This window comes from Deltaproteobacteria bacterium (genome assembly GCA_016875395.1).
Classification (GTDB): Bacteria; Myxococcota_A; UBA9160; order UBA9160; family UBA6930; genus VGRF01.
This window is the reverse complement of sequence record VGRF01000010.1, coordinates 39,216-63,902: the sequence shown is the minus strand read 5'-3', so window position 1 is coordinate 63,902 and position 24,687 is coordinate 39,216. Positions and strand designations below refer to the sequence as shown.

At 71.5% G+C, this 24,687-nt stretch carries 25 protein-coding genes; 10 read left to right on the top strand and 15 right to left on the bottom strand.

The genetic code is table 11. From position 1 onward, the window contains the following. Positions 1-21: 21 nt before the first annotated feature. The 5 genes from FJ091_10025 to FJ091_10005 form a co-directional block, all read right to left on the bottom strand. A complete protein-coding gene (locus tag FJ091_10025; GenBank protein ID MBM4383692.1) occupies positions 22-825 on the bottom strand; it encodes an SDR family oxidoreductase in 804 nt (267 codons plus the stop codon). Then, a complete protein-coding gene (locus tag FJ091_10020; GenBank protein ID MBM4383691.1) occupies positions 818-1,825 on the bottom strand; it encodes a GDSL family lipase in 1,008 nt (335 codons plus the stop codon). The genes FJ091_10025 and FJ091_10020 overlap by 8 nt, the downstream gene beginning before the upstream one ends. A 6-nt stretch (positions 1,826-1,831) precedes the next feature. Next, entirely contained in the window at positions 1,832-2,953 is a 1,122-nt protein-coding gene (locus tag FJ091_10015) for an LLM class flavin-dependent oxidoreductase (GenBank protein ID MBM4383690.1), read from the bottom strand. A gap of 76 nt (positions 2,954-3,029) precedes the next feature. Further along, complete coding sequence (locus FJ091_10010) at positions 3,030-3,806, bottom strand: SDR family oxidoreductase (protein MBM4383689.1); 777 nt, start codon at positions 3,804-3,806, stop codon at positions 3,030-3,032. Beyond that, a complete protein-coding gene (locus FJ091_10005; GenBank protein MBM4383688.1) occupies positions 3,803-4,390 on the bottom strand; it encodes a hypothetical protein in 588 nt (195 codons plus the stop codon). Before FJ091_10005 ends, FJ091_10010 begins: the two co-directional genes overlap by 4 nt. Positions 4,391-4,461: 71 nt before the next feature. Between FJ091_10005 and FJ091_10000 the strand changes: the two genes are divergently transcribed. Beyond that, positions 4,462-4,944 carry a hypothetical protein gene (locus tag FJ091_10000; GenBank protein ID MBM4383687.1) on the top strand — a complete coding sequence of 161 codons (483 nt, stop codon included), beginning with the start codon at positions 4,462-4,464 and terminating at the stop codon, positions 4,942-4,944. Here FJ091_10000 and FJ091_09995 read toward each other — a convergent pair whose 3' ends face one another. From FJ091_09995 to FJ091_09985, 3 genes are all read right to left on the bottom strand, one after another. Beyond that, complete coding sequence (locus FJ091_09995; protein MBM4383686.1) at positions 4,945-5,766, bottom strand: SDR family NAD(P)-dependent oxidoreductase; 822 nt, start codon at positions 5,764-5,766, stop codon at positions 4,945-4,947. A 90-nt stretch (positions 5,767-5,856) separates the two neighbouring features. After that, positions 5,857-7,053 (bottom strand): M48 family metalloprotease, encoded by a 1,197-nt coding sequence (locus tag FJ091_09990; GenBank protein MBM4383685.1) that lies wholly within the window; start codon positions 7,051-7,053, stop codon positions 5,857-5,859. Further along, positions 7,050-7,823, bottom strand: a complete 774-nt coding sequence (locus tag FJ091_09985; GenBank protein MBM4383684.1) for a hypothetical protein — start codon at positions 7,821-7,823, stop codon at positions 7,050-7,052. The genes FJ091_09990 and FJ091_09985 overlap by 4 nt, the downstream gene beginning before the upstream one ends. Positions 7,824-7,878: 55 nt before the next feature. On the opposite strand from FJ091_09985, the gene FJ091_09980 reads away from it, so the two are divergent. Next, positions 7,879-8,751: a hypothetical protein gene (locus FJ091_09980; GenBank protein ID MBM4383683.1), complete on the top strand. Its 873-nt coding sequence runs from the start codon at positions 7,879-7,881 to the stop codon at positions 8,749-8,751. A gap of 16 nt (positions 8,752-8,767) precedes the next feature. Then, positions 8,768-10,009: a hypothetical protein gene (locus FJ091_09975; GenBank protein ID MBM4383682.1), complete on the top strand. Its 1,242-nt coding sequence runs from the start codon at positions 8,768-8,770 to the stop codon at positions 10,007-10,009. Between the two features lie 50 nt (positions 10,010-10,059). Here the strand turns inward: FJ091_09975 and FJ091_09970 are convergent, their stop codons facing one another. After that, positions 10,060-11,064, bottom strand: a complete 1,005-nt coding sequence (locus FJ091_09970; GenBank protein MBM4383681.1) for a Gfo/Idh/MocA family oxidoreductase — start codon at positions 11,062-11,064, stop codon at positions 10,060-10,062. 59 nt (positions 11,065-11,123) lie between these two features. Next, positions 11,124-12,248 carry an MFS transporter gene (locus FJ091_09965; protein ID MBM4383680.1) on the bottom strand — a complete coding sequence of 375 codons (1,125 nt, stop codon included), beginning with the start codon at positions 12,246-12,248 and terminating at the stop codon, positions 11,124-11,126. A 210-nt stretch (positions 12,249-12,458) separates the two neighbouring features. Here FJ091_09965 and FJ091_09960 point away from each other — a divergent pair, with 210 nt between their 5' ends. The 5 genes from FJ091_09960 (at position 12,459) to FJ091_09940 (ending at position 17,143) form a co-directional block, all read left to right on the top strand. Continuing rightward, positions 12,459-13,379: a phosphotransferase gene (locus FJ091_09960; GenBank protein ID MBM4383679.1), complete on the top strand. Its 921-nt coding sequence runs from the start codon at positions 12,459-12,461 to the stop codon at positions 13,377-13,379. A gap of 160 nt (positions 13,380-13,539) precedes the next feature. Further along, on the top strand, positions 13,540-14,190 hold the full coding sequence (locus tag FJ091_09955) for a hypothetical protein (GenBank protein MBM4383678.1): 651 nt from the start codon (positions 13,540-13,542) through the stop codon (positions 14,188-14,190). A gap of 40 nt (positions 14,191-14,230) precedes the next feature. Then, positions 14,231-14,926 (top strand): ceramidase domain-containing protein, encoded by a 696-nt coding sequence (locus FJ091_09950; GenBank protein ID MBM4383677.1) that lies wholly within the window; start codon positions 14,231-14,233, stop codon positions 14,924-14,926. Continuing rightward, on the top strand, positions 14,923-16,110 hold the full coding sequence (locus FJ091_09945; protein ID MBM4383676.1) for an MFS transporter: 1,188 nt from the start codon (positions 14,923-14,925) through the stop codon (positions 16,108-16,110). The genes FJ091_09950 and FJ091_09945 overlap by 4 nt, the downstream gene beginning before the upstream one ends. 31 nt (positions 16,111-16,141) lie before the next feature. Next, on the top strand, positions 16,142-17,143 hold the full coding sequence (locus FJ091_09940; GenBank protein MBM4383675.1) for a GGDEF domain-containing protein: 1,002 nt from the start codon (positions 16,142-16,144) through the stop codon (positions 17,141-17,143). A gap of 21 nt (positions 17,144-17,164) precedes the next feature. On the opposite strand, the gene FJ091_09935 is transcribed toward FJ091_09940, so the two are convergent. Next, entirely contained in the window at positions 17,165-17,593 is a 429-nt protein-coding gene (locus FJ091_09935) for an RNA-binding protein (protein ID MBM4383674.1), read from the bottom strand. Between the two features lie 361 nt (positions 17,594-17,954). On the opposite strand from FJ091_09935, the gene FJ091_09930 reads away from it, so the two are divergent. Beyond that, complete coding sequence (locus FJ091_09930) at positions 17,955-19,094, top strand: epoxide hydrolase (protein MBM4383673.1); 1,140 nt, start codon at positions 17,955-17,957, stop codon at positions 19,092-19,094. 3 nt (positions 19,095-19,097) lie between these two features. Here the strand turns inward: FJ091_09930 and FJ091_09925 are convergent, their stop codons facing one another. The 3 genes from FJ091_09925 to FJ091_09915 all read right to left on the bottom strand — a co-directional run bounded on the left by FJ091_09925 (position 19,098) and on the right by FJ091_09915 (position 22,747). After that, complete coding sequence (locus tag FJ091_09925; GenBank protein ID MBM4383672.1) at positions 19,098-21,053, bottom strand: hypothetical protein; 1,956 nt, start codon at positions 21,051-21,053, stop codon at positions 19,098-19,100. 263 nt (positions 21,054-21,316) lie between these two features. Next, positions 21,317-22,252, bottom strand: a complete 936-nt coding sequence (locus FJ091_09920; protein MBM4383671.1) for a paraslipin — start codon at positions 22,250-22,252, stop codon at positions 21,317-21,319. Between the two features lie 60 nt (positions 22,253-22,312). Beyond that, complete coding sequence (locus FJ091_09915; protein MBM4383670.1) at positions 22,313-22,747, bottom strand: NfeD family protein; 435 nt, start codon at positions 22,745-22,747, stop codon at positions 22,313-22,315. A 96-nt stretch (positions 22,748-22,843) separates the two neighbouring features. Here FJ091_09915 and FJ091_09910 point away from each other — a divergent pair, with 96 nt between their 5' ends. After that, on the top strand, positions 22,844-24,403 hold the full coding sequence (locus FJ091_09910) for an FAD-dependent thymidylate synthase (protein MBM4383669.1): 1,560 nt from the start codon (positions 22,844-22,846) through the stop codon (positions 24,401-24,403). A gap of 6 nt (positions 24,404-24,409) precedes the next feature. Here FJ091_09910 and FJ091_09905 read toward each other — a convergent pair whose 3' ends face one another. Further along, positions 24,410-24,682, bottom strand: coding sequence for a hypothetical protein (locus FJ091_09905; GenBank protein MBM4383668.1), 273 nt, complete (start codon positions 24,680-24,682; stop codon positions 24,410-24,412). Between the last annotated feature and the right edge of the window lie 5 nt (positions 24,683-24,687).

The window sequence follows — 24,687 nt, the reverse complement described above, 5'->3', positions numbered from 1 at the left end:
TGAACCTCGATGCGAGCAAGGTCACCGAGGGATCGTGGCTCCTCCATTGCTCCTCCACACCTGCCCCGTGCAAAACCGCGAAGCATCGCTCGCGAGGAAGAGCACGAGCCACGCTTGATCGAGCGGATCGCCGACCAGCCCGAGCGGTGACATCGACTTCATCGAGGCGACGAAGGCGTCGTAGCGCGCGGGATCGAGCGAGCCGTCGGGGCGGCGCAGGTGGCGCTCGGTGAACTTCGTGAGCGTCGCGCCCGGCGCGAGCACGTTCACGCGAATGCCCGCAGCGCCGACCTCCGTCGCGAGGGTCTGCGTGAGCTGCGTGACCGCCGCCTTCGTCAGCGCGTAGAGGCCGTAGTTCGGCACCGCGCGGTCGATCGCGCCGCTCGCGACGTTGATGATGCTGCCGCTGCCGCGCGGCGTCATCGCGCGCACCGCGGCTTGGCAGCCGAAGAGCGTGCCCTTCACGTTGATCGCGACCACGCGATCGAACTCGCTCTCGGCCAGCTCGCCGAGCGGCCCATCCGACGGCACGCCCGCGACGTTGCACATCACGTCGAGTCGCCCCCACTCGGAGATCGCGCGCGCGACGAGCGCATCGACCTCCTCGCGTGTCGCGACGTTCACGCGCTGCGCGACCGCGGCGCCGCCATCCGCGCGAATCGCCGCCGCGACTTCCTCCGCGCCGCGCGCGTCGAGATCGCCCACGACCACGCGCGCGCCCGCCGCCGCGAGCACTTCCGCCGCCGCGCGGCCGATGCCGCTCGCGGCGCCCGTAACGACTGCGACCCGGCCCTCGAGCCGGAAGACCTGCTGCGCGTCACGCATGCTGCGCTCCTTCGAGTGCGGCGCGAAGCACGGGGCCGATCGCGCGCGCCATCAGATCGTGCCCCGCGTCGTCGGGGTGGATGCCGTCGGGCAACCGCTCGCGCGGCACGAGCGCGAGGCCGCGCACGAGCGTGAGCGCGGGATCGCTGCGCCGCCGCGCTTCGATCGCGCCCTCGAACGCGGCGCGCAGGTCCGCGAGCGTGGCGCCGAGCTTGTTGCGCGTGCTCTCCGCATCGGCGCGCAGAATCGGGCTGACCGCCACGATCGGGCCGTGCGGATGCGAAGAGCGCAAGACGTCGAGGAATGCGCGCAGATTCGCCGCGAGCTGTTCCGCGCTGTGCGGTGTTCGCGTCCAGCAATTCGTGCCGTGCGCGATCGAGATCACGCGCGAAGGGAGCTGCGCGATCTCCTCCGCGCTCGCGATCTCGCCGCGCGCCGCGCCCGCGTAGCCGAGGTTCGCGACGTCGAGGCCGTACTCGCGCGCCGCGACGTGCGGCCACGCGCCCGCGGGCTCGCTCGCGCACCAGCCCTCGGCGATCGAGTCGCCATAACAAATCCAGCGCGGCTGCTCGGGCGCGGGCGCGATTTCGCCGCCGAGCGCGCGCAACGACAGCAGCGTCGGCCTCATGCCCTCGGGCAGATAGATCACCGCGCGGCCCGCACCGCTGCCCGCAGCGAGGCGCGCGGTGCCCACGCCGAGCTGCGCTTCCGCCTCGCTCACGCGCGCGCCATCGCGAAACAGCACGAAGCTGGTGCCCGCGCCGGCACCGCGGTAGCCGAGCTCGCGCGTCTCGGTGCGGTAGTCGAGCTCGATCGCGTCGCACGCGCCGGTGAGCTCGAGCCGCGCGCCGACGGGCAGCTGCGCGCTCGCACGCGTGTCGGCCGGCAGCCGCAGCCCGAGCGGGCCCGGATCGCAGCGCGGATACGCCGCAAGCTCGCCCGCAGGCCAGAGGCAACCCCGCAGAAACGGCTCGACGGCGGCGGGACGAGTGATCGGCACGCGCGCTCAGCGAGTCTTCGGCGTGTACCGCTCGATCTCGGGCAGCACCTCTTTGCCGAGAATCTCGATCGTGCGCATCACCGACTCGTGCGAGTGGTACCCGAACTGCACGTAACAAATGAGCTGGTCGACGCCGAGGTCGGCGTAGTGCTTCATCTTCGCGAGGCAGCGCTGGGCGTCGCCCACGACGATCATGTCGGCGTCGTGGAAGTGCTGGATCGGGATGTTGCCCTCGAGCAGCGGCTTCATCAGCGGGAACGTCGCGTCTTGCTCAGCTTTTGTTAGGTGCACGAGCTCCCAGTCGAGCGTGAACTGCGCGAGGTGCTGGTACCACCAGGCGACGCTCTTCCAGATCTCGTTCGCCTCGGCCTGCGCCATCGTGTCCGCGCAGTGCACGAGCGTGTAGGCCGCGACCTTGTTCGTGGCCACGTCAGTCAGCGGCTTCGCGCGCAGCTGCGCCTTGCGGTAGCCCTCGATCTGCTGCGCCATGCGCTCGAGCGGCTGCATGATCGCGAACGAGAGCATGCCAAGCGCGTTCTCGCCGGCGACCTCGCACGAGCCGTCGCTCGTCGCCGCCATCCAGCACGGCGGATGCGGATCCTGATACGGCTTCGGCGTGACGACGCGCTCCGGGAACTTGAACGTGGGTGAGTCCCACGAGAAGCGTTCCTCGCGCCACATGCCGCACACGATCTCGATCGCCTCCTTCCACTGATCGCGCGATTTCTCGCGATCGACGTGGAACGCGGTCTGCTCCATCGGCGTCGAGCGGCCCGTGCCCCACTCGGCGCGGCCACGCGAGAGGATGTCGAGCGTCGCGACCTTCTCGGCGATGCGCGCCGGGTGCGTGAAGCCGAACGGCGTGAGCGTCACGCCGAAGCCGAGCCGGATGCGTTCCGTGATCTGCGAGAGCGCCCCTAACAACACCTCGGGCGCGGGGCAGTGCGAGCGGCCCTCGCGAAAGTGGTGCTCCACCGCCCAGATCGTGTGGAAGCCGAGCTTGTCGGCGAGCTTGATCTGCTCGATCGCTTCGTGATAGGCGCGCCGCTCGCGCTCGCGCTGCCCCCACGGATGCGGCTTCCCCCACGGCTTCGGCGCGTCGACTTCGTAGAGCAGATCGAGCTTCATGCGCGGACCTCGGGCGAGAGCAGCGAGATAGCGCGAACCCGGCGCGGCTCGCCGCGTCCGGTGTTGCGCGAACGCGTCACGCGAACTCGAACGGAAACCGCGTCGTCTGCCCGCCGTCCACGACGAGCGTCTGGCCCGTAACAAGTCGCGCGAGATCGCTCACCAAGAACACCGCCGCGTTCGCGATGTCGTGCGGCATCGCCATGCGCGCTTGGTCCTCGGCGGCGGGCGTGCGCACCGCGCCGCTCGCCCAAGCCGCCTCGATGCGCGGCGTGCGCACGGTTCCCGGCACTACCGCGTTCACGCGAATGCCGTGCGGCCACCACTCCTCCGCCGCAGTGCGCACGAATGCGTGCAGGCCCGCCTTCGCGGCGCCGTATGCGCCGTGGTTCGCGGCGGAGAACATCCCGCTCACCGAGCCGACCACGCACAGCGCGCCCGGCTGCTTCGCGGCGATGAAGCCGCGCGCGACGGCGCGCGCGACGTACCAGTGGTGCTTCAGGTTCACCGCGAAGTCGCGCTCCCAGGTGGCGTCGTCCATCTCGAGCAGCGTGCCCCACGAGGCGGAGCCGACGATGTTCACCGCGATGTCGAGCCCGCCGAGCGCCGTGCGCGCTTCGCCGACGCAGGGCGCCGCATCGTCCGCGCGCGTCACGTCCCCAACCACGGCCGCAGCGCGTACGCCGAAAGCGCGTGCCTCCGCTGCCACGCGCTCCGCCCGCTCGCGCTCGGCATCCAGCAGGGCGACCTGCGCCCCAAGCCGCGCGAGGAGCAGCCCCGTCGCGCGCCCAATGCCCTGGCCGCCGCCGACCACGAGCGCGCTTCTGCCTGCCAGTCCGAAGAGAGAGCTCACCTGGATTCCTCCGCACGGCAATCACGGTATGCCATGCTGCGAATCGCTCGTGCACGCGGGCACCGCGGAGTTCGCGAGCGCGGAGGGAGCTCCATGGCCGACCTCGAGATCGCACAGGTGGATTTCGCGAAGGGCCTCGCCGTGAAACACCTCGTCGTGCCGCCGATGCTCGCGCGAGTCGTCATCGCGAACGCGCCACCGGAGCTCGCGAAGGCGGTGGCCAAGGACAAGCTCGTCCTACAAAAGGTCGCGGCTGCGGCGTTCGAGGCGCTGAACAAGTCGCGCGGCGAGATCCACAAGGCGATCAAGGCCTTCGACGCCGAGCTCGCCGCGAAGCCGCCGGACAGCCCACGCGACGGCGAAGAGCGCGTAAAGACCTTCAACACGGTCTGCAGGCAGATCGCCGAGGCGCAGTGCGGCGTGGCGATCAAGGCGGCGACGACCGAGTGGCAGGTGCAGCAGAAGAAGGTGACGGACCTGCGCACGTTCCGAATCGTGTTCGCCGCGAAGACGACGCTGAACGCGATCAGCATCGCCGCTTCGGTGACCGCGGCGGCGCTCTCGATGGGCACGCTCGCGATCACGCTGCTGGGAACCGCGAAGACCGTCGCCTCGCTCGCGAGCGACGTCTACAACTTTGCCCGCGGACGCGTGCGTGGATGCGTCGCTCGCGGTGCTCACGATCCATCATTGGCCCGATCGCGTGCGTGGGCTCGCCGAGATGCGCCGCATCGCAAAGAAGCGCGTCGTGATCCTCACGCACTTTCACCTCGCGTCGTTCTGGCTCGGCGAGTACTTCCCCGGCATTCGCGAGATCGACCACGAAATCTTCCCGACGCTCGCCGACTTCGAGCGCGCGCTCGGGCCGGTCTGCGTGAGCGCCGTGCCGGTTCCCCACGACTGCATCGACGGCTTCCTCGGCGCGTACTGGCGGCGCCCGGGCGCTTACCTCGACGCGAACGTGCGCTCCGCGATATCCAGCTTCGCGAAGATCTCGCAGACCGAGATTGCTACCGGCCTCGAGCGCCTTCGCTTCGACCTCGACTCCGGCGCGTGGGAAGCGCGCCACGGCGCGCTGTTCGGCCTGGACGCGCTCGACCTCGGGTATCGCCTCGTCGTCGCCGAGCTGCGCGCGTAGTCAGCTGCGCGCGAGCGCGTCGTAGGCTTCTTCGATCGCCTTGGCGCGCGCCGTGAACGCGCCGCGCGTGTCTGCGTGCGTGACGATGTAGGCGGCGTCTTCGCGAATGCCGCGCAGCACGAGCTCGCCGACGCGCGCGGGATCGAGGCCCTGCGCGACGGCCGGCTTCAGCACGTCGAGCATGGCGGTGGGCGGTGCGCTCGCGCCGCTCGCGAGCTCGGCGGGCCGATTGCGCGCGGCTTCGAGGATCTTCGTGTTCACGACGCCGGGGCACACCACCGAGACGCCGACGTGCTCCGGCGCGAGCTCCAGGCGCAGCGTTTCGGAATACGCGACGACGGCGTACTTGCTCGCGGTGTAGACGCCGAGGCCGGGCGCGGCAGAGAGGCCCTGCGTCGACGCGGTGTTCACGATGTGCCCGCCGCCCTGTGCGCGGATGTGCGGCAGGAACGCGGCGACGCCGTTCACGGCGCCCATCAGGTTCACGCCCATCACCCAGCGCCAGTCTTCGGCGCTCGCTTCGGCGAGCGCGCCGAGCACGACCACGCCGGCGTTGTTGCACAGGATGTCGACGCGCCCGTAGTTCTCGATCACGCGCTGCGCAGCGGCGTCGAGCGAGTAGCGGCTCGACACGTCGGCGGGGATGCCGACCACGTCGCCGCCGATGTCGCGCACCGAGGCTTCGGCCGGCGCGAGCGCGCGCTCCTCGAGATCGAGCAGGGCGACCTTCACGCCCGCGCGCGCGAGCGCCTTCGCGATGCCGAGCCCGACCCCGCTCGCTCCGCCCGTAACAACTGCCACCTTGTCGGTGAGATCCTTCATCGCGCCTCCGGCGGCGTCGCCGCGTTCTCGGTTGCGTTCGCGAGAGGTTCCAGCAGTCCGCCTCGCCGCGCATCGTAGGCGAGCTGCGCGTTACGGCGCGCTCGGTTTGGAGGACTGTGCCGCAGCTTGCTTGCGCAGCTCGCGCACGTACGCCTCCAGAATCGGGCGGTCGAGCGCGCCAGGATCGAGGGTGAGCGCGCGCTCGAGCGACGCGATCGCCTGCTCTCGGCGCCCGCGCTCGCGCTGCACGAGGCCGAGCGCGCGCCACGCCTGCGCGTCGTTCGCGTCGACCTCCACCGCGCGCGCGTAGGCGCTATCGGCCTCCTCCCCGGCGCGCGCACCGCGGCCAGTCAGGCGGTGCCACTCGCCGAGCAGGAAGTGCGCCTCGCTCGAAGCCTTGGGCGCGGCGAGCAAGCGGTCGATGCCGCGGCGCGCGGAGCGCACGCGCGCAAGCGCGAGGTCATCGCGCACGTTCTGCGGCAGCACGCGGAGCACCGCCGCTTCGTAACGCTCCGGCCCCAGCTCGCCGCCGGCGTCGCGTGCGTGCGCGATCAGCTCCCGGTAGTGCGCGGCGCGCGCTGCCATCGATGGGTGATCGGCGTAGTAGTACGGATCCTCGATGTCGGGGGATTCCTCGTCGAGCAGCACCACCTCGAACAAGCGCACGGAGGCGCGCTCGTCGTAACCGGCCGCCGCCATCGCCTCGAACCCGAGCCGATCCGCCTCGAGCTCGAGCTGTTGCGAGTAGCCGCTGACCTGGCGCGCGATCTCGTCTTCCAGGCCGGCCGGGCTCTCGAGCAGCCCGAGCGAGAGCGCGTTCTTCAGCCGCGCGCTCTGCTCCGTCGCGCGGCGTGCCTGACGTTCCCGGATGGAGTGACGGCGGACGAAGTGCGCCAGCTCGTGGCCGAGCAGCGTCGCCAGCTCGGCCTCGTTCCCGATGCGCGCGAGGATCCCGGTGTGGAGCAGGACGACGCCGTTCGGTGTCGCCGAGGCGTTGATCAGCGGCTGTCGCACGACCACGACGCGCGGCGTGATGCCTCTAGGCGGATCGAGATGCGCGTAGACGCGTGCGGTGACGCCATCCAGGTACGCGGCGAGCACTTCGTCGCGAATCACCGCCTTCGACTTCGCGAGCTCGCGCTCGAAGCGCTCGGCTTGGTCCCAAATGCCGGCTTCTTCGCTCGCCTGCGTGGGCTTTCCGCGCAGGGGCTCGAGCATCGGCGGCACGCTCGGAAGACAGCCCGCGAGTAGCAACGCGAGCGCGACCCACGCGCCGCGCGCGATCACTTCGGCTCTTCCGTGTACGCCGCGGCCGCCTCGCGCGCCGCCGGCATGTCCGCGTTGCGGTACGCGCGCACGAAGTGCTCGAGCAGGTTCTTGATGCCGGCATCACGCTCGGGCGAGGTGAGCGCCGGAACTCCGCGCCTCTCGGTGCGCGCACCGAGGCGCAGCTCGCTCCAAGCGATCGTCGCGGTCTCGCGATAGAGCGTGGCGTCGCTGCGGTCGGAGACCGCGAGCCACGCCCACAGCCCGACCACGCGATTCGCGCCGATGCCCAGCTCGTACACCCTCAGCTTCTTGGCGCCGATTGAGAGCGGCTCGCCCGCGACCGTCCACCACGGCCCGGCGTCGGAGAGGTCGAAGACGGGCGCTTCGTAGTAACCCCAGTCGACGACTCCATCGATCTGATGCTCGCGCGTGAGCTCGCGCAGGGTGTGCTCGCGCGCGAGCTTCCACTTCGCAGGGTCCGGCTTGCCGGTGATCGGGTCGTAGATCCCCCCTAACAGCGCCGCCGCCTCGATCCAGGCGCGCGCGCAAATGCCGAGGCCCACGACGCGCACGTTCGCGCGTTCGAACTCGCTCGCGAGCTTGGTCGCGTGCCGGCCGGTGACCGGCGTCGGTAGCTCGTGCGGCGAGCTGTTGCGGGGCGGGCAGATTGCAACGCTGCGGATGCGCGACGTCACCTGCGCAGCGGGCACCGTGAACGGATCGTGGGGAGCCGCAGCCGCGGCGACGGGCAGCACGAGGGTGAGCGCAGCAGCAAGCGCCGTTCGCATGCCCAATCTTGTATTCGGCGAGGCAAGCTGGTCAAGCTCCGCTTACGCTCGCTTCATGCGGCTCAGCCCCATGACAGTGTTCCTCGGCCTCGCGCTCGCTGTCGTGACGGCTGGCAGCGCGGAGGCGGAGCCCGATCTCTCGCGCGAAGGGTTCCGCGTTGGACCGAGCGATCTCATCGACACCGTGAGTCGCATCTGCCTCACGCCGCTGGAGAGCGACCTCGAGATCCTCGAGTGGGAGAGCCGCGCGGCCTGGATCGAGCAGTTCCTGGCTCACAAGCTCGCTCACGCCGGCTTCGAGACCGTGCCGAGCGCGCGTGTCGCAGAGGCACGCGCAGCGGCGGAGCGGGAGGCCGGCGGCATCTACGACACGCTCACGGGGCGCGCGATGCCGGCCAAACGAGCGGGAGTCGAGAGCGCGCAGCGCGCTGCGCTCGCGCGCCTCGGCTGCAAGGCCGTGCTGCACGCCGAGATTCATCTCGTGCGGCTGCGCTGGGAAACCGGCGTCGCGTCGTGGGACTACGTGCGCCACTCCATGGGCGGCGGTGAGCTGTATCTCGGTACCGCCGACGGTCTCTCGCTGTGGCTCGCTCTGCGCACCCTCGACGGCACGGAGCTACTCGTGCGCGCCGGCGGGATCGAGCCGCTCTGGAAGCTCGAAGGCGGCGGCTTCTGGTCCGATCCTGAGTGGCAAGACGCGCACCCGCAGGCGCTGCTGCAGACCCCGCACCTGAACGCTCGCGCCGTGATCGCGGCGCTGGGCGCGCTCGCGGAGCCGGCCGCGCCCGAGATCGTCGCGTGCGTCGACGCCGCCGCCAAGACGACGCGCAAGCTCGACCGCGTGGCCCAGCGCGCGGCGTGTGAGGTCGAGCGCTTCACGTTCGTGGCGCCGCCGAAGAAATCCCCAGAGGAAGCGGTCGCGGAGTAGTGGTGCAGGAGACGGCATGCGCGTCGTAAGGTTTTTGCTCGCCCTAATCACTCTGCTCGCCGTCGGCGTCTACGTGTATTGGGCGAAGCGCGCGCCCGCTCAGCCGTCCTCGGTCAGCGCCAGCGCGGCGCGCCTCGCGCCCGGGCCGTACGAAGTGGCGACATCGGATCGCACGCTCGTCGACGACACGCGCCCGACGCCCGCGCACGGCGACTTCCCGGGCGCTGCGACCCGCACGCTCGAAACGACGCTCTACTACCCGCTGAACGCGCCCGGCGCTCGCCCGCTCGTCGTCTACAGCCACGGCTTCATGTCGATGCGCGCCGAAGCGGAGCGATACGCGCGCGATCTCGCGAGCGACGGCACCCTCGTGATCGCGGCGGACTATCCCGCCACGAACTTCCGGGCGCCCGGCGGACCGAACATCTCCGACGCCGCGAACCAACCGGGCGACGTCGCGTTCTTGATCGACGCGGCGAGCGAGTGGGCCGCGAGCGAGCCGGGCTTCGGCGGCTCGGTCGACGTGCGCCGCATCGGCGCCGCGGGCCTCTCGCTCGGCGGATTCACCTCGACCGCCGCTGCGTTCCATCCCACGCTGCGCGATCCGCGCATCGTCGCCGCGGTCTCGATCGCGGGGCCGAGCGCGCAGTTCACGCCGCGCTCCTTCGAGAGTGCGCGCATTCCCTTCCTGATGATCGCGGGCGACGCCGACGTGATCGTCGACTACTCCGCGAACGCCGCGCCGCTCCCCGAAAAGCTCGTGCACGGCGGCGCGCTGCTCACGCTCGCGGGCGGCTCGCACGCCGGCTTCGCGTCGATGGCAGACGGCGCGATGCGCCTGCTCGACAACCCCGATCGCCTCGGCTGCTGGGCGCTTTCGCGCAACCTGAAGCTGCGGCGCGGCGAGAATCCGTTCGCGGGGCTTGGCGGCGCAGAGCAAGGCATCGCCGCTGCGAGCGATGTCGCGCTCCCGTGCGCGCGTGACGCCCCGGCGAAGGCGCTCGCTCCCGGGCGCCAGATCATGATCACGACGCTCGCGCTGCGCGCGTTCTTTGCGAGCGCGTGGGGCGACGCGCCGGAGCAGCGCTCCGAGAGTGCGCGCTTTCTCAGCGAGATCCTGCCGCGCGACTTCGAAGAGGCGCGCTACCAGGCGATCGCGCCGAAGCCGCCGAGCCTCGAGCCCGAGCTCGAAGCCGCGCCCCTTCACCCGGGCGTGCCTCAGGCCGACGCGGTCCCAGCGCCGAGCTTCGCGCCGTAGAACCCATCTCGGAATTACGGACCGAGCCCGGCGCGCGAGATGGGTTCTAGTCACTCCGCAGCGGGCTTGCGCGGCTCCATTCCTGCGGCGCGATACACGGCGTCGATCACCGCCATGTTCCTGACCGCGTCATCCGCTGTCGTCGGGAACGGCGCGCCCTCGCGCACCGCGCTCACGAAGGCGGCGAGCTGGTGGCCGTAGCTCGTGCCGTCCTTCACCTGCTCACGCCGCTTCTTGCCGTCGCTCGTCACCGTCACGCGATGAAAGAGCTGCGGCGCGATCGGGTTCGTGACGTGCAGCGTTCCGCGCGTGCCAGTCACCCGCGCCGAGACGCCTAACAAGCGCCACGACAGCATCGAGCACACGACGTGGCCCGTCGCTCCGCTCGGAAACGCGAGCTCCGCCTCCATCGCGCGGTCGACTCGCTGCGACGAGCGCTTCGCGCGCGCGGAGACGACGCGCGGCTCCTCGCCCGCGAGCGCGCGCACGACCGACACCGTGTAACAGCCCATGTCCATCATCGCGCCGCCGGCGAGGTCCGCGCGGTAGCGGATGTCGCCCGGCCTGATGAGCGGCGCGCACAGCGAAGCCCGGGCGCGCGTCACCTCACCCAGCTCGCCGCTGCGCACGATCTCGAGGAGCCGCGCCGCGAGCGGGTGGTAGCGCCAGTGAAACGCCTCCATCACGACGCGGCCCGAAGTGCGCGCGGCGTCGGCCACGCGCTGCGCCTCCTCCGCATTTGCCGCGAACGGCTTCTCGCACAGCACGTGCTTCCCGGCCGCGAGCGCGCGCAGCGTCCAGAGGCCGTGATGCGAGTTCGGCAACGGGTTGTAGACCGCGTCGACGTCGGGATCCGCGAGCAGCGCGGCGTAGCTCTTGTGCACGCGCGAGATGCCGTGGCGCGCGGCGAAGCGGCGCGCCCGCTCGGCGTCGCGCGCGGCGACCGCGAGCACCTCGGCGCCGGCGACCTCGCGCGCCGGCGCGATGAGTGCGAGCGGCGCGATGTTCGCCGCGCCGAGGATGCCGATGCGAAGCGGGGCTACCGAGGCGGCCACGCCGCGAATGCTACGACGGCGAGAAACCGCGCTGGGAGGAAATCTCGCGCGCTCAGCTGTTAGGTCGCGCGCGACGTCGCCAAGTCGCGGGCGAGACCACGCCAAGGCACGAGCAGGAGGCCGGCACAGAGCGCTCCCGCGAGCCAGAACGGAAGCGCGGTGTTCGCGGCGTAGAGCGCGCCCGCGGCGGTGGGCCCGACCACGCGCGCCAGCGACGCCATCGACTGGAACGTGCCCATCACCTGACCGCGCGACTCCGGCGTCGCCGCGACCGAGACGAGCCCGAGCATGCTCGGCTGCGCAAGGGCGCGGCCGATCGCCGAGAGTGCGAGCGGCAGCAAGAGCACGCCGACGGTCGGCATCATCGGAATCGCCGCGAACACGAGCGCCAACGCGGCGCACCCGAGCAGCGCGAGTCGCGCTTCGCCAACGCGGGGCACGATGCGGCGCATGCCGCCCTGCACGACGCCCATCACGAGGGCCATCGCGAGCAGGAGCGGAACGAACTCGCGCTCGGTGTACGCGAACTCGTCCTTCATGAAGAGCGGGAACATCGACTCGAGCTGCGTCACCGCGAGCGAGAACGCGAGGTTCGCGAGCGCGAGCGTGCGCACGCGCGGGTCCGCGAGCGCACCGAAGCGAAGCGACTCGCCGCTCGCCGCGGCGGCCTCGGCGCGCGGCGGCTCGCGCAGGAACGCGAACGCCGCGATCCAGTTGAGCGCCGCGAGCCCTGCCGCGAACCAGAGCGGCGCGTGCGGGCCGAGCGACGCGAGCGGCCAGGCGAGCGCAGGCCCGATCGAGAAACCTACTGCGAAGCACAGCCCGATCAGCGCGAGCTTCCCCGTGCGCTGCTCGGGAGGTGTCAGGTCCGTGATGTAGGCGGACGCGACGCCGATGTTGCCGGCGAAGGCGCCCGCGAGGATGCGCGCCGCGAACACGAGCCAGATCGCTTCGGCGAAGGCCAGCAGCGCGAGCGCTCCCGCAGTGCCCGCGACGGTCATCAGCAGCACGCGGCGGCGCCCGATGCGATCCGAGAGCGCGCCCCAGAGCGGCGAGCAGACGAACTGCGCTGCGGCGTACGACGAGAGGATGAGCCCGTAGGTCGTCGAGCTCGCGCCGAGCTCGCTCGCCCAGAACGGTAGGATCGGCATCACGATGCCGAAGCCGATCAGATCGACGATCACGACCGCGAAGAGGCTCGCGAGCGAAGCCTGGCTCTGCGTCTGCGAAATGGCGCGCTCCTCATCGCGGGGCGCGCGAGGCTATCGCGTTTGCTTCGCTCGGCTTCGCGTCGCTGCTCTCGCATTCACTTCGCTCGGAAAAGCCCGCAAGCGAAGCGCGCAGCGAGGCAAGGCCGAGCGAAGTGAACGCGGAAGCGGGATACGCTGCGCTCGATGTCGCTCCAGCAGATCTCGCCTGCGCTGATTGCTGCGCTCGAAGAGCAGCTTGCGCGGGCGCTCGGCGAGCGCGTCTCGCTCGCGGCGTTCGCGGAGCACAAGGGCGTCGCGGATGAAACGCTGAAGCTTGCGGCGCGTGGGGCGCGAGGTGAGGCGATCGGCGTTGTGCTGTACGCGCCCGAGATCGCGCCGCGGCTGATCGCGCGCGGCTGCGAGCGCGGGCGTGCGGCGCGCGCGGCGCTCGGCGAGGAGCTCGGGCGCGTCGTCGTGACTGCGCGCGCCGAGGGCGAGCACGCGGGTCGAACCTGGGCGCTGATGCCGCAGGCGCGCGTGCTGGGCCACGGCCTTGCTGCGCGCGCCGAGCGGCGCTGGCTTGCGGGTGCGCTACTCGCGTGGCTGCGCGAGGTGGCGCGGCGCGCGGCGGGCGCGGCCGATGAATCAGCGCGGAGCTGCTACGGAGAGGCGCTTGCCTACGCGGAGAGCGAGCCTGCGCTAGGCGACGAGATTCGTGCGGGCGCGCGCGCCGCGCGAGCGCGCATCGCGGCCGCCGCCTGGCGCCCGCGCCACGTCGTCATGCACGGCGACCTGTGGGCCGGCAACGTGTTGGGCGCGCCTTCCGCTGCGCCCTTCTCGCGCCGCTTCGTGCTGATCGATTGGGATACGTCGCGTGTCTCGGGCTTCCCGATCCTCGACCTCGTGCGCGCCGCGCGCTCCTTCGGCGTCTCGCGCTCGCGGCTCGGGCGCGAGATCGCTGCGCACAGTTCGGCCCTCGGCTGGAACCGGGATGTCGCGCGCGGCGCTCTGATCGCCGCGCTCGGGCACACCGGCCTCGCGCGCGAGAACTTTCCGCTGGCGCGCTACGCGGAGATGGCGCGCGGTGCGCTCGCGAGCTTCGACGCAGCGGCGACCGGGAGCTAGGCGTCCCGCGCGCCAGGGCGGCGCCGGCCCGGGCGCGACGGATGTGCCTCCGGGGCCTCCGCGCGTGCTGACCGAGACGAGCCGCTCAAGATCGTCCGCCCGGCGACCGATTGGGCTGCGCATGGTGGGTGCCCTGCTCGCGGTAGCGTTTCAAACGCTCGTGGGATGGATCGTCGCGATCCGACTGCTCACGCTCGCTCGCCGCACCCGCGAGCTGCCGGAGCGGCTGCTCGGTTTCTCGTTGTTGCTGGCCGTCGCCATCGGATACCCGCTGCGGATCGTCGGCCCGCTCAGCGGCAGCCCCGCGCTCGACTGGCTCGGCAACGCGTGCGTGAGCGCCGGCTTCGCGCTGTTCGCGGTGTTCGTTCAGCGCGTGTTCCGCCCCGAGGCCGCGTGGGCAAAGACGCTCGCGCTCGTTCTCGTCGCCGCATTCGTGGCGCAGTCCGCGCTGTGCACGCCGGAGCGTGGCCAGGCGCCGACCTTCTGGCAGATGACGCTCGCCGCGATCGCTTACGGATGGGGCGCGCTCGAGGCCGGCCTCACCGCGCGCAGGCTTCACCGCCAACTCGCCCTCGGGCTCGGCGATCGCATCGTCCACAACCGCTTTCAGCTCTTCACGGGAATCGGCTGCGCGGTCGTCGCCGGCGCGCTCGCGAACGCCGCGGCGATCGCCTCGGACCTGACGCCGCTGCAAGAACCGCTCGTGCTCATCGCGACGACGGTCTCGGGAACGACCATGGCGTCGTGCACGCTGCTCGCGTTCGCACCGCCGCGCTTCTACCGCGAGCGCCTCACCCGCACCGCTGCCTAACAGAACGACCGCGCCCGACGCGCTCGCGTAGGCTCCGCGCATGCGCCTCGCGCCTGCGCTTCCGCCCGGCTGCCCGTGGAGCGGCTTCACGCCGCCGAACGTGGACTGGTGCGAGCGGGAGGCGTGCGCGTGGATCGTGAACCCGGCCGAAGCCTGGTCCAACGTCGCGTACTTGTTGGGCGCGCTCGCGATGTGGCGCCTCGCACGAACGAGCTCGAGCGGCGACCTCGCGCACTTCGCACCGGCGAGTCTCGCGGTGGGCGCGTTCTCGTTCGCCTACCACGCCTCCTACACGTGGCTGCTGCAGTTCTTCGACTTCGTCGGGATGTTCGTGTTCTGCTTCCTCGTGCTCGCGCGCAATGCCGTGCGGCTCGGCTGGATCGCGCCGCAGCGCGAACGCGCGGCGTGGCTCGCGGGCACGGTCGCCGCCAGCGCGTGCGTGCCGCCGCTCTTCTACGCGGGCGTGCCGATTCAGGCGACGGTGTTCGTGCTGATCCTCGGCTCGGTCGCGCAGGAGCTCGCGCTGTTCCGGAGGCGTGACGCGTCCGCTTCGTATGCAAGTTATTGGGCCGCTCTCGCGCTCCTCGCCGCTGCGAGCGCGTTCTCGCTCGCCGACGTGACGCGCGCTTGGTGCGATCCCGAGAGCTGGCTCCAGGGCCACGCGCTGTGGCACGTGCTCTCGGCCGCTGCGCTCGTCTCGCTGCAGCGCTTCTACGCAGCGCAGCCGCGACCGTGAGCGACTCGGCGCGGCTCATCTTCGCGCGCGGGCTGCGCGGCCTCGCCGACGGCGCTCTGGTGATCCTCGTCTCGCGCTGGCTCGTCGACGCCGGCCGCGCTGGCGAGCTCGGCACGCTCACCTTCGCCGCGCTGCTCGGCTCCGCGCTCGCGACGCTCGCGGCCGGGCTCGTCGCGCACCGCTTAGCCGCGCGCAGCTTGCTCGTCGCCTCGTGCGCCCTGCTCGCCCTGACAGGCGTGGGCATGGCGTTCGCACCGAGCCCGCTCTGGCTGCTCGCGATCGTCTTCGTCGGCACGTTCAATCCCGGCGATTCGGACCTCTCGCTGTTTCTGCCGATCGAGCAGGCGCTGCTCGCCGAGACCGGCGACGCCGAGGGCCGCGCCTCGCGTTTCGCCTACTACAACGTCGCGGGCGCTCTGGGCATGATGCTCGGCAGCCAGGCAGCCGGGCTCCTCGCGCAAGCTGGCGCCGGCGCGCATGGCGACGCGCAGCTCGCGCTCATTGCGTACGCCGCGTGCGGCGCGCTACTCGCTGCGCTCTACGCGCCACTGCGTGTGGGACGCGCGCGCGCCGGTGAGCGCACCCCCGCGCAGCCCCTGCGCGAGTCGCGCGGCGTCGTGCTCAAGCTCTCCGCGCTGTTCACGCTCGACTCGTTCGGCGGTGGCTTCAGCGTGCGCACGCTCGTGATCGCATGGCTGATCGCGCGCCACGACGCGAGCGTGGCGCAGGTGGCCCTCGCGATGAGCGTCGCCTCGGGCCTGAGCGCGGCTTCGCAGCTCGCCGCTCCCCTCGTCGCGCGCCGCATCGGGCTGATTCGCACGATGGTCTACACGCACATCCCGGCCAACTGCTTCATGATCGCGCTCGGCTTCATGCCGACGCTCCCGCTCGCGATCGCGTGTTTGTGGCTGCGCGCGAGCCTCTCGCAGATGGACGTGCCGGCGCGGCAGGCCTACGTGATGTCGGTCGTGCCCGAGGGCGAACGCGCTGCGGCTGCGAGCGTGACCAACGTGCCGCGCGCGTTCGGCGGCGCGCCGAGCGCGCTGATTGCCGGCCCCATGCTCGCGGCGGGCGCGTTCCAGTGGGCGCTCGCGACCGGCGGCGTGCTCAAGATTGCCTACGACTTGCTGCTACTCGCCGGCTTCGGCCACCGCCCAGCGCCCCACGAGACGCGCGACGCTTAGGGCCTCGCTCGCGCGCGCCGATGAGTGCGCAATGCCGAGTGTGCTTTCTGCCGCGGACCTCGAGCGCGATGCGCTGCGAGTCGCCGTGCGCGCGCTCGGCGAGCTCGCGGCTGGGCCCGCGCGCGCGAAGCACGAGGCGGTCGGGAGCGTGCTCGAGGAAGTGGTCGCGCTCGCGCAGTGCAGCGGCGGCGTCGTCGCGGAGCGCGTTCCGACAGCACGCGGCGGAGGCGCCCTGCGCGTGCTCGCGGCCTGCGGCGGCGCGAGCGAGCTCCAGGTTCGCGGTGAAGAGCTCGCGCGCGAGCCCGCGCTCGACGGCGGCATCGTGCTCGCGCTCGAAGCGCTTGGCGAGTCACTCGGCGAGATCGTGCTGCTCGCGCCTGCTGGCGCCGACGCGCCGAGCCTGCGCGCGGCGCTCGAGCCGTTCGCCGAAGCGTGCGCCGTGCTGCTGCTCGGCTATGAGCGGGCGGCGATCAGAGCGCGGGCAGAGGACGATCTGGTGCGCTCGCAGCGTCACCTGCGCCGCGGCGCGCAGCTCGACGGGCTCACGGGCCTCGCCACCCGCGCGGCCTCGCAGCGTGCGCTCGAGGACGCCGTGACCCGCTCCCACTCCGCGGGGCTGCCGCTCGCGCTGATCCTCGTCGATGTGGATCACGCGAAGCTCCTCGCCGGGCGCGTCGGCCCCGCCGCTTTCGATGAAGCGCTCGCGCGTGTGGCGCGCATGGTGCACGACACCGTGCGGCCGGCGGACTGGACCGGACGCTGGGGAGTCGACGCGTTCGTCGTGGCGCTGCTCGGCTGCCACGCCGAAGCGGCGAGCGTCGTCGCGGAGCGCATCCGCCTGCGCGTCGAAGGTGCGAGCTTCCCGGTCTGGGGCGGCTCGGAGGTCACGCTCAGCGTGAGCGCGGGCGTCGCGAGTACGGGGCCTCTGCTCGAGGCGAGCGAAGTGCTCGTAGCGCGCGCGCTGCGCGCCACGGAAGAGGCGAAGAGCGCGGGCCGCAACCGCGTGTGCGTGTCGCGGCCCGCGCGGGCCTAACAGCTGGCCGAATCGCCCGGTCTAGTAGCGGTCGCGGTCGCGGTCCCGGCCACCGCCGTAACCACCGCCGCCGCCGCCGTAACCGCCGCGGCCACCACCACCGCCGCCGCCGTAGCCGCCGCCACCGCCGCCGCCGTAGCCACCGCGGCCGCCGCCGCCGCCGTAGCCGCCGCGGCCTCCGCCACCGCCACCGCCGCCTTCGCGGCGATCCTGCGCTTCGTTCACGCGCAGGCTGCGGCCACCCATTTGGGAGCCGTCGAGCGCGCGAATCGCGTTCTGCGCCGCAGTCGCGTCGTCCATCTCGACGAACGCGAAGCCGCGCGAGCGGCCCGTCTCACGATCCGTAATGACTTTCACGGACGTGACGGCTCCGTGCGTCTCGAACATCGCGCGGAGATCTGCCTCGGTGGTGGTGAAGGGGATGTTTCCTACGTAGAGCTTCTTTGCCAAGAACTCGTTTCCTCTGCCGCGCCACCCTAATAGGTGGGAGCGACCTGCGTGGGCTCGGAGCCGGACAATCCGGGCAGGCGAAACCCCTCGCTTGGTTTGACCGCGTGCTGCGCGACTGCGCTCGCGCGGGAAAGGCGCGTTCGAGGGGAACTAGACGCGGGCTGACTGGGCCAGTTGCGAAGAACCAATCGGAAGGCCTTTCGGCCGGGCACCCTAGCAGCGGCCTTCTCGGAGCCGCCAGCAAGGGGGCAGCCCCTTGGCGTTTCCCGGAGTTTCGGCCGAGCCGCAGACCACTCGCTCAGCGCGATTGCGCGCGCTCAACCGGGAGTGCCAGCGTGGGCGAGCACGCCTGGAGGCCCACATGTCCGACCGCATCGAGCCCTTCCGCATCGCCGCGACCGACGAACAGCTGGATGACCTACGCCGCCGCCTGCGGGCGACGCGCTTTCCCGAGCGCGAGTGCGTCGACGATTGGTCGCAGGGCATCCCGCTCGCGTACGTGCAGGATCTCTGCGCCTATTGGGCCGAGAAGTACGACTGGCGGGCGCGCGAGGCGCGGCTGAACCGCTTCCCACAGTTCAAGACCCAGATCGACGGCGTCGACATCCACTTCCTGCACGTGCGCTCGCCCCACGCGAACGCCATGCCGCTCGTGATCACCCACGGCTGGCCAGGCTCGATCGTCGAGTTCCACAAAGTGATCGAGCCGCTCACGAACCCGACCGCATTCGGCGGCGACGCGCGCGACGCCTTCCACGTCGTGGCGCCGTCGCTGCCCGGCTACGGCTTCTCGGGCAAGCCCGCGAGGAACGGCTGGAACGTGCAGCGCATCGCGCGCGCCTGGTCCGTGCTGATGCCGCGGCTCGGCTACGCGCGCTACGCGGCGCAGGGCGGCGACTGGGGTGCGATGGTGACGACTTGCATCGGCATCCAGGACCCGCAGAACTGCCTCGGCATCCACCTCAACATGCCGATCGCGCCGCCGGACCCCGCGACGATGGCGGACCTCACGGACAAGGAGAAGTCCGCGCTCGCCGGCATGCAGCACTACAACGACTGGGACTCGGGCTACTCGAAGGAGCAGAGCACGCGCCCGCAAACCGTGGGCTACGGCCTAACAGATTCGCCCGCGGGTCAAGCCGCGTGGATCGTCGAGAAGTTCTGGTCGTGGACCGACTGCGACGGGCACCCGGAGAACGTGCTCACGCGCGACGAGTTGCTCGACAACGTGATGCTCTACTGGCTGCCCGCGAACGCTGCTTCTTCGGCGCGCCTGTACTGGGAGAGCTTCCGCACGCCGCCGATGGACCCCGTCACGATCCCGGTGGGCTGCTCGATCTTCCCGAAGGAGATCTTCCGCACCTCACGCCGCTGGGCGGAGAAGCGCTTCCCGAAGCTCGTGCACTTCAACGAGCTGGAGAAGGGCGGGCACTTCGCGGCGTTCGAGCAGCCGGAGGCGTTCGTGAGGGAGGTGCGGGGGTGTTTTGGGAAGCTGCGTTGAGCCCTAACAGCTCGCCAGCGCCACCCGCACGTCGCGCTGCCCGCCCTCGGCCTCGCTGCACTGCAGCTCGGCGCCGAGCCGCGTGAGCACGTCGCGCGCGAGCAGCACGTCGAGCGCGTTCTCGGGCAGCGCGCTCGCGCCGCTCGCGCGCAGCAGCACCTCGACGCTGCCCTCGCGCGCGCTCGCGGCGAGGTAGAGGCTCGCGCGATCTGGCGTGGCTTCGAGCAGCGCGTCGAACAGCGCGCCGAGCGCGAAGCGCAGCGCGGCTTCGCTCCCGCGTGCGGGCGGCAGCGCGTCTTCGAGGCCGCGCAGTGCGAGGATCCGCTTCGCGCGCAGCTCGCGCTGACGCTCTTCGAGCAGCGTGCCGAGCAGCGGCGCGACCGCGCTGCGGTCGCTGGGCACGGCCTCGAGCTGCGCGAACTCCTCGAGCCGCGCGAGCCGGCGGGCCAGGCGCGCCGCGCTCGGCTCGTCGCGCGCGCGCAACACCGGGAGCGCTGCCGCGAGCTCGAGCGCTGCAGCGCGCGCGAGCACACGCAGCGCCTCGCTGCGCGCGGCGCGCTCGATCTCGACGCGCTCCGCGGCGACGGGCTCGCGTGATGCGAGCGGGTCGGGCCCCGCTGGAGGTGAATCGGGCTCGAGAGAGATCGGGCTAGCGCTCTCCTCTGGGCTCGACTTCTCAGGGGTTGACCCCGCGCCTGCGCTCGCGTCCTCGATCCCATGCGCGTCGAACACCGCTCCGAGCCCACGGCGCGCAGCCGACTCCGCGCGCGCGTTCGCCTCGGAGCCGCGCGCGGCCTCGAGCTCGTCGCTCACGCTCGTGAACTCGCGCACGTGGGAGGCGATCTCGGCCGCCGCTGCGACGTCGTCGCCCGGCGCTGGGGCGCCTGCGCTCGGGAGCCCGAACGCGTCGGCCTCGAGCGGCTCGCTGCCTGGCGCGAGCACGGCGCGGCGCAGCGCGGCTTCGAGCTCGCGCACATTGCCGGGCCACGGGTCGCGTGCGATCGCGGCACGCGCGCTCTCGGCGAGCGCGCGCGGCGCGGCGCCCGACTCCCGCAACCACTCCTCCGCGATGCGCACAGCGGCTCCCGCGCGCTCGCGCAGCGGCGGAATGCGCAGCGCGGGCGCTTCGCACGCGTCCGCGAGCGCGCCGTCGAGGGGCGCCAGTGCGCCGAGCGCTTCCGTGCGCACGAAGATCCACAACAGGTCGAGTGGCGAGAGCGCGGCACTCGGCGGACCGAGCTCGACCCAGCTCGCGAGCTCGCGCTGCAGCGGCGACGCGAACGCGGCCGGCTCGGCGACGCAGATCGCGAGGCGCCCCGCGCGCGAGGCAGCTTCGGCGAGCTGCGCTTCGAGCTGAGCGGATGTCGCGGTCGCGTCGCCGGCGAGCAGCACGAAGCCGGCGCGGGTGTCGTCGGCCTCGTTCCACACCGCATGCAGCGTGCGCGCGAGCAGTAGCTTCCCCGTGCCGCGCTCACCGGTGATCGTGAGGTGCCCCGAGGCGGCGCGATCGAGCTCGGGCAGCGCGAGGTCGCCGAGCGTGCGCGTCATGCGCGCGACGAGCACGTCGCGCTGGCGCCGCGCGGCCGAGCTCGCCGCGGCGCCGGCGAGCGCGCGCCGCAGCGCAGCTTGCAGTGCGTGAGCATCGGGAGGCCACGCGAGACGAGTCGCGCGCAGGCCAGCGAATGCAGTGCTCAGCCAGATCGGATCGAGCTCGGGATCGGCGGCGAGCAGCAGCTGCGCGCGCGGATGCTGAGCGCCCGCAAGCTGCGCGAAGTGCACGGCGGCGCGCGCCTCCGCGGCCGGCACGTGCAGCACGACGGCCGCTGGCGCCGGCGACGACGGGAACGCCTCGAGCTGGGGCGGCCCCGCGTGCGCGGGCGCAGGGAGCATGCGCGCGAGGGTCGCCCGCGCCTGCTCGTCGCTCGCCGCCACCCAGATCTCGTGCACCACCGCCGCCACTCCCGAGCCGCTACCTGCTGGGCGCTCGCGCCCGGCACCCGCTTTGCGCAAGCGGCATGCCGGTCGCACGCGCGTGCGCAACTCGCAGCGCTAGCGCCTCGGTGCGGCGCGATTCTCGCGCGCTCACGTTGCCAGGTGCAGCCGAAACGCAACTGGGTGTCGCGATTCAGCGAGTGGCGAATGCGAGCGCCCATTTCGGGCCTGGCACGAAACGACGCTCTTCGACGATCCGCGCGCGGTCCCGAACGTCGATCTCCGCGCGCCTAGCTCTGCGCCGGCGGCTTCGGCTGCTGCCCGATCAGCGACATCGCGGTCGTGATCATCGAGGCCACGTCGGAGAGGTTTGCGGGCAGGATGATCGTGTTCGCCTGGTTGATCACCTTGCCGAACTCCCCGATGTACTGCTCTGCAACGCGCAGCTGGATCGCCTCGCGCCCGCCCGCAGCTTGGCTCGCTTCGGCGACACTGCGAATTCCCGCCGCCGTCGCGGTTGCCACCGCGAGAATCGCCGACGCCTCGCCTTCGGCCTCGTTGATCTGCTGCTGCTTGCGCGCTTCGGAGGCCTTGATCGTCTGCTGCTTCTCGCCCTCGGCGTTGTTGATCGCGGCGTCGCGCTGGCCTTCGGAGGTGAGAATCACCGCGCGCTTCTCGCGCTCGGCGCGCATCTGCTTCTCCATCGCGGCGAGCACGTCCGAGGGCGGCGTGATGTTCTTGATCTCGTAGCGCAGCACCTTCACGCCCCACGGCTCGCTCGCCTTGTCGAGCTCGGTCACCAGCGCGGTGTTGATGTTGGTGCGCTCCTCGAACGTGCGGTCGAGATCGATCTTGCCGACCTCCGAGCGCAGGGTCGTCTGCGCCAGCTGCGCGATCGCGAACAGGTAGTCCTGAATTCCGTACGACGCGCGCTCAGGGTTCAGCACCTTCAGATAGAGCACGCCGTCGACGCCGACCTGGACGTTGTCGCGCGTGATGCAGACCTGCGCGGGAATGTCGACGGCGTTTTCCTTCAGCGAGTGCCGATAGCGGATCACGTCGACGAAGGGCAGCAGGATGTGGAAGCCCGCGTCGAGGATTCCGCTGAAACGGCCGAGGCGCTCGACGACGTAAGCGCTCTGCTGCGGCACCACGACCGCAGACTTCGCGATCACGATCAGCGCGATGATCGCGAACAGCACGACGATCACGAATCCGCCTTCCATGCACTCTCCTTCTGCCACGCGGGCCGAAGGGCGCGCGCCGCGGGAACCGGAAATCAGAAGTCAGGACTCGGGGACGACGCCGAGCTGAAGACCCGACACGCGCACCACGCGGCAGCGTTGGTTCGCCGCGAGGGGCGCATCGCTCTCGTTGCGGGCTTCCCAGGACGTGCCGCGCAGCGAGACGCGACCGACGGCGCGCGGCGCGATGTCCTCGAGAGTTCGCCCGATCTCCCCCACCATCGTGTCGACCTGCGGCCCTGGGCCCGTCGGCGACATCCGCGCGAGTAGCTTGCCGCGGAACAGCAGCAGGCCCGCGATCGACGACACGGTGAAGAGCAGCCACTGGGCGGAGACGCCGGTCACGAGGCCGCTCGCCGCGGCGGCGCCCGTCACAATCGCGCCGAAGCCGAAGAACATGATGAAGAAGCCGCCCGGCGTGAGCGCCTCGGCCCCGAGTAGAAGGAGACCACCCGCGACCCAGATCCAGCCTGCCATGGCCCCAGCTTACTCGCCGCGCGTGAACGTGCGGAGCATTTCGCGATGGTGCGGCGGGCGAGCCGGTGCGAAGTTTCGCCCGCTCAGGGGGAAGCCGTGGCGGCAGGGGCGCACAGCACGCAGGACGCGGTGCTCGATGGCGGCGCACAGGTGCGCCTGCGCAACTGGTTCGACGCGCCCTACGACGACGCGATCGCCGCGGCGCGCACTTGTTACTCCCCCCGCGTGATCGGCGCCGACGAGATCACGCCCGAGCAGCGCGGGCGCATCGGCGCGCTCACTTATCAGGGCGGGCACCACACCGTCTTCCAGCACGCGACGTTCGAGTTCGGGCTCGAGGGCGTGTCGCGCCAGCTGGTGTGGTCGCTGCTGCACTCCTTCCCGTTCTACAACAGCGAGCAGCAGAGCCAGCGCTACGTGCGCCTCGACGAGATCCGCGCGCACGTTCCGCCGGCGCTCGCGGGCGAGGCGCGCGCGATCTACGAGCGCAGCGTCGCGGATGCTTGGCGCGCTTACCGCGAGCTGACGGAGCGCCTGAAGCCCGTCGTGATGGAGATCCTCACCGAGCTTTGGCGGCTGAAGCAGCGCCAGAACAAGGCGTTCGGGCGCAGCGTGCGGCGCGAGGCCGAGAAGAAGTCGATCGAGACGGCGCGCTACGTGATCCCGCTCGCCTGCCACACCGCGCTCGTCTACACGGTCTCGGGCATCACGCTGCATCGCCTGCAGCGCATGGCCCTCGCGAGCGACGTGCCCGAGGAAGCGCGGGACGTCGTCGGCAAGATGGTCGCCGCCGTGCGCGCGTTCGATCCGGGCTTCTTCGACGAGATCGGCGAGGGTGAGCTCGCGGAAGCCGAGCTGCCCGAGAGCCGCGTCGAGACGCGGCCGGTCGACCCCGTCTGGATCGAGGCGTTCGACAAATCGCTGAACGGCCGCAGCGCGCGGCTCGTCGACTACGGCGTGAACGGGCCGGCGTCCGTCGCGAGCGCGGTGCGCAACGTGCTCGGCCGGCCCGATCTCGCCGACGCGGAAGCGCTCGCGCTGGTGCTCGATCCCGCCCGTAACAAGTATCGCCTCGACACGCTGAACGTGGGCGTGCACAGCCCGCTGATGCGCGCGCTGAATCACGCGCACTACACGTTCCGCAAGAAGCTCTCGCACACGGCGGACTCGCAGGACCAGCGCCACCGCATGGTGCCCGGCTCGCGTCCACTGCTCTCGCGCGTCGTGTCCGCGCGAGTCGACGTGATCGAGCCGGGCCTGATCGCGAGCGATCCCGCCTCGCGTGCCGTCTTCCGCGAGACGGTCGAGGCGCAGTGGCACGCGCGCGCGCAGCTCGTCGCGCTCGGCGTCTCGCCGCAGCTCGCGCTCTACGTGCTGCCGAACGCGCTCGCGGTGCGCTTCGAAGAGAGCGGCTCGCTGCTGCACCTGCTGCACAAGTGGACGATGCGCACGTGCTTCAACGCGCAGCGCGAGATCTTCGACGCCTCGATGGACGAGATCGCGCAGGTGGCCGCGGTGCATCCCGAGCTGACGCGTCACGTCGGCCCGCCGTGCAGCGTGCGCAGCGGTCTCGTCTCGCCGCGCTGCACCGAGGGCGACCACTTCTGCGGCGTGCCCGTGTGGAAGACCTTCCCGGACGTGGTGCGGAAGATCTGAGACGCCCTACTTCGGCAGCGTGCACTCGCCTAACAGCTTCCCGCTCAGCTGGATCTTCATCGCGCCGTACTCCGAGTCCATCGTGATCGCGCCCGCGTAGCTGTTCGGCGTGCGTGTGATCTCGCCGCGCCCGCTCATCGCGTCGGGGCCGGTGCAGGCCATGTTCCACGAGGTGACCTCCCACGACTCGCCCGTGGCGGGCGCCTGACTCGATGCCGGCGCCCCCAGCGACGTGAACAGCAAGAAAGCGAGCACGGGAAACAGGCATCGCGGCGTCATTGGGT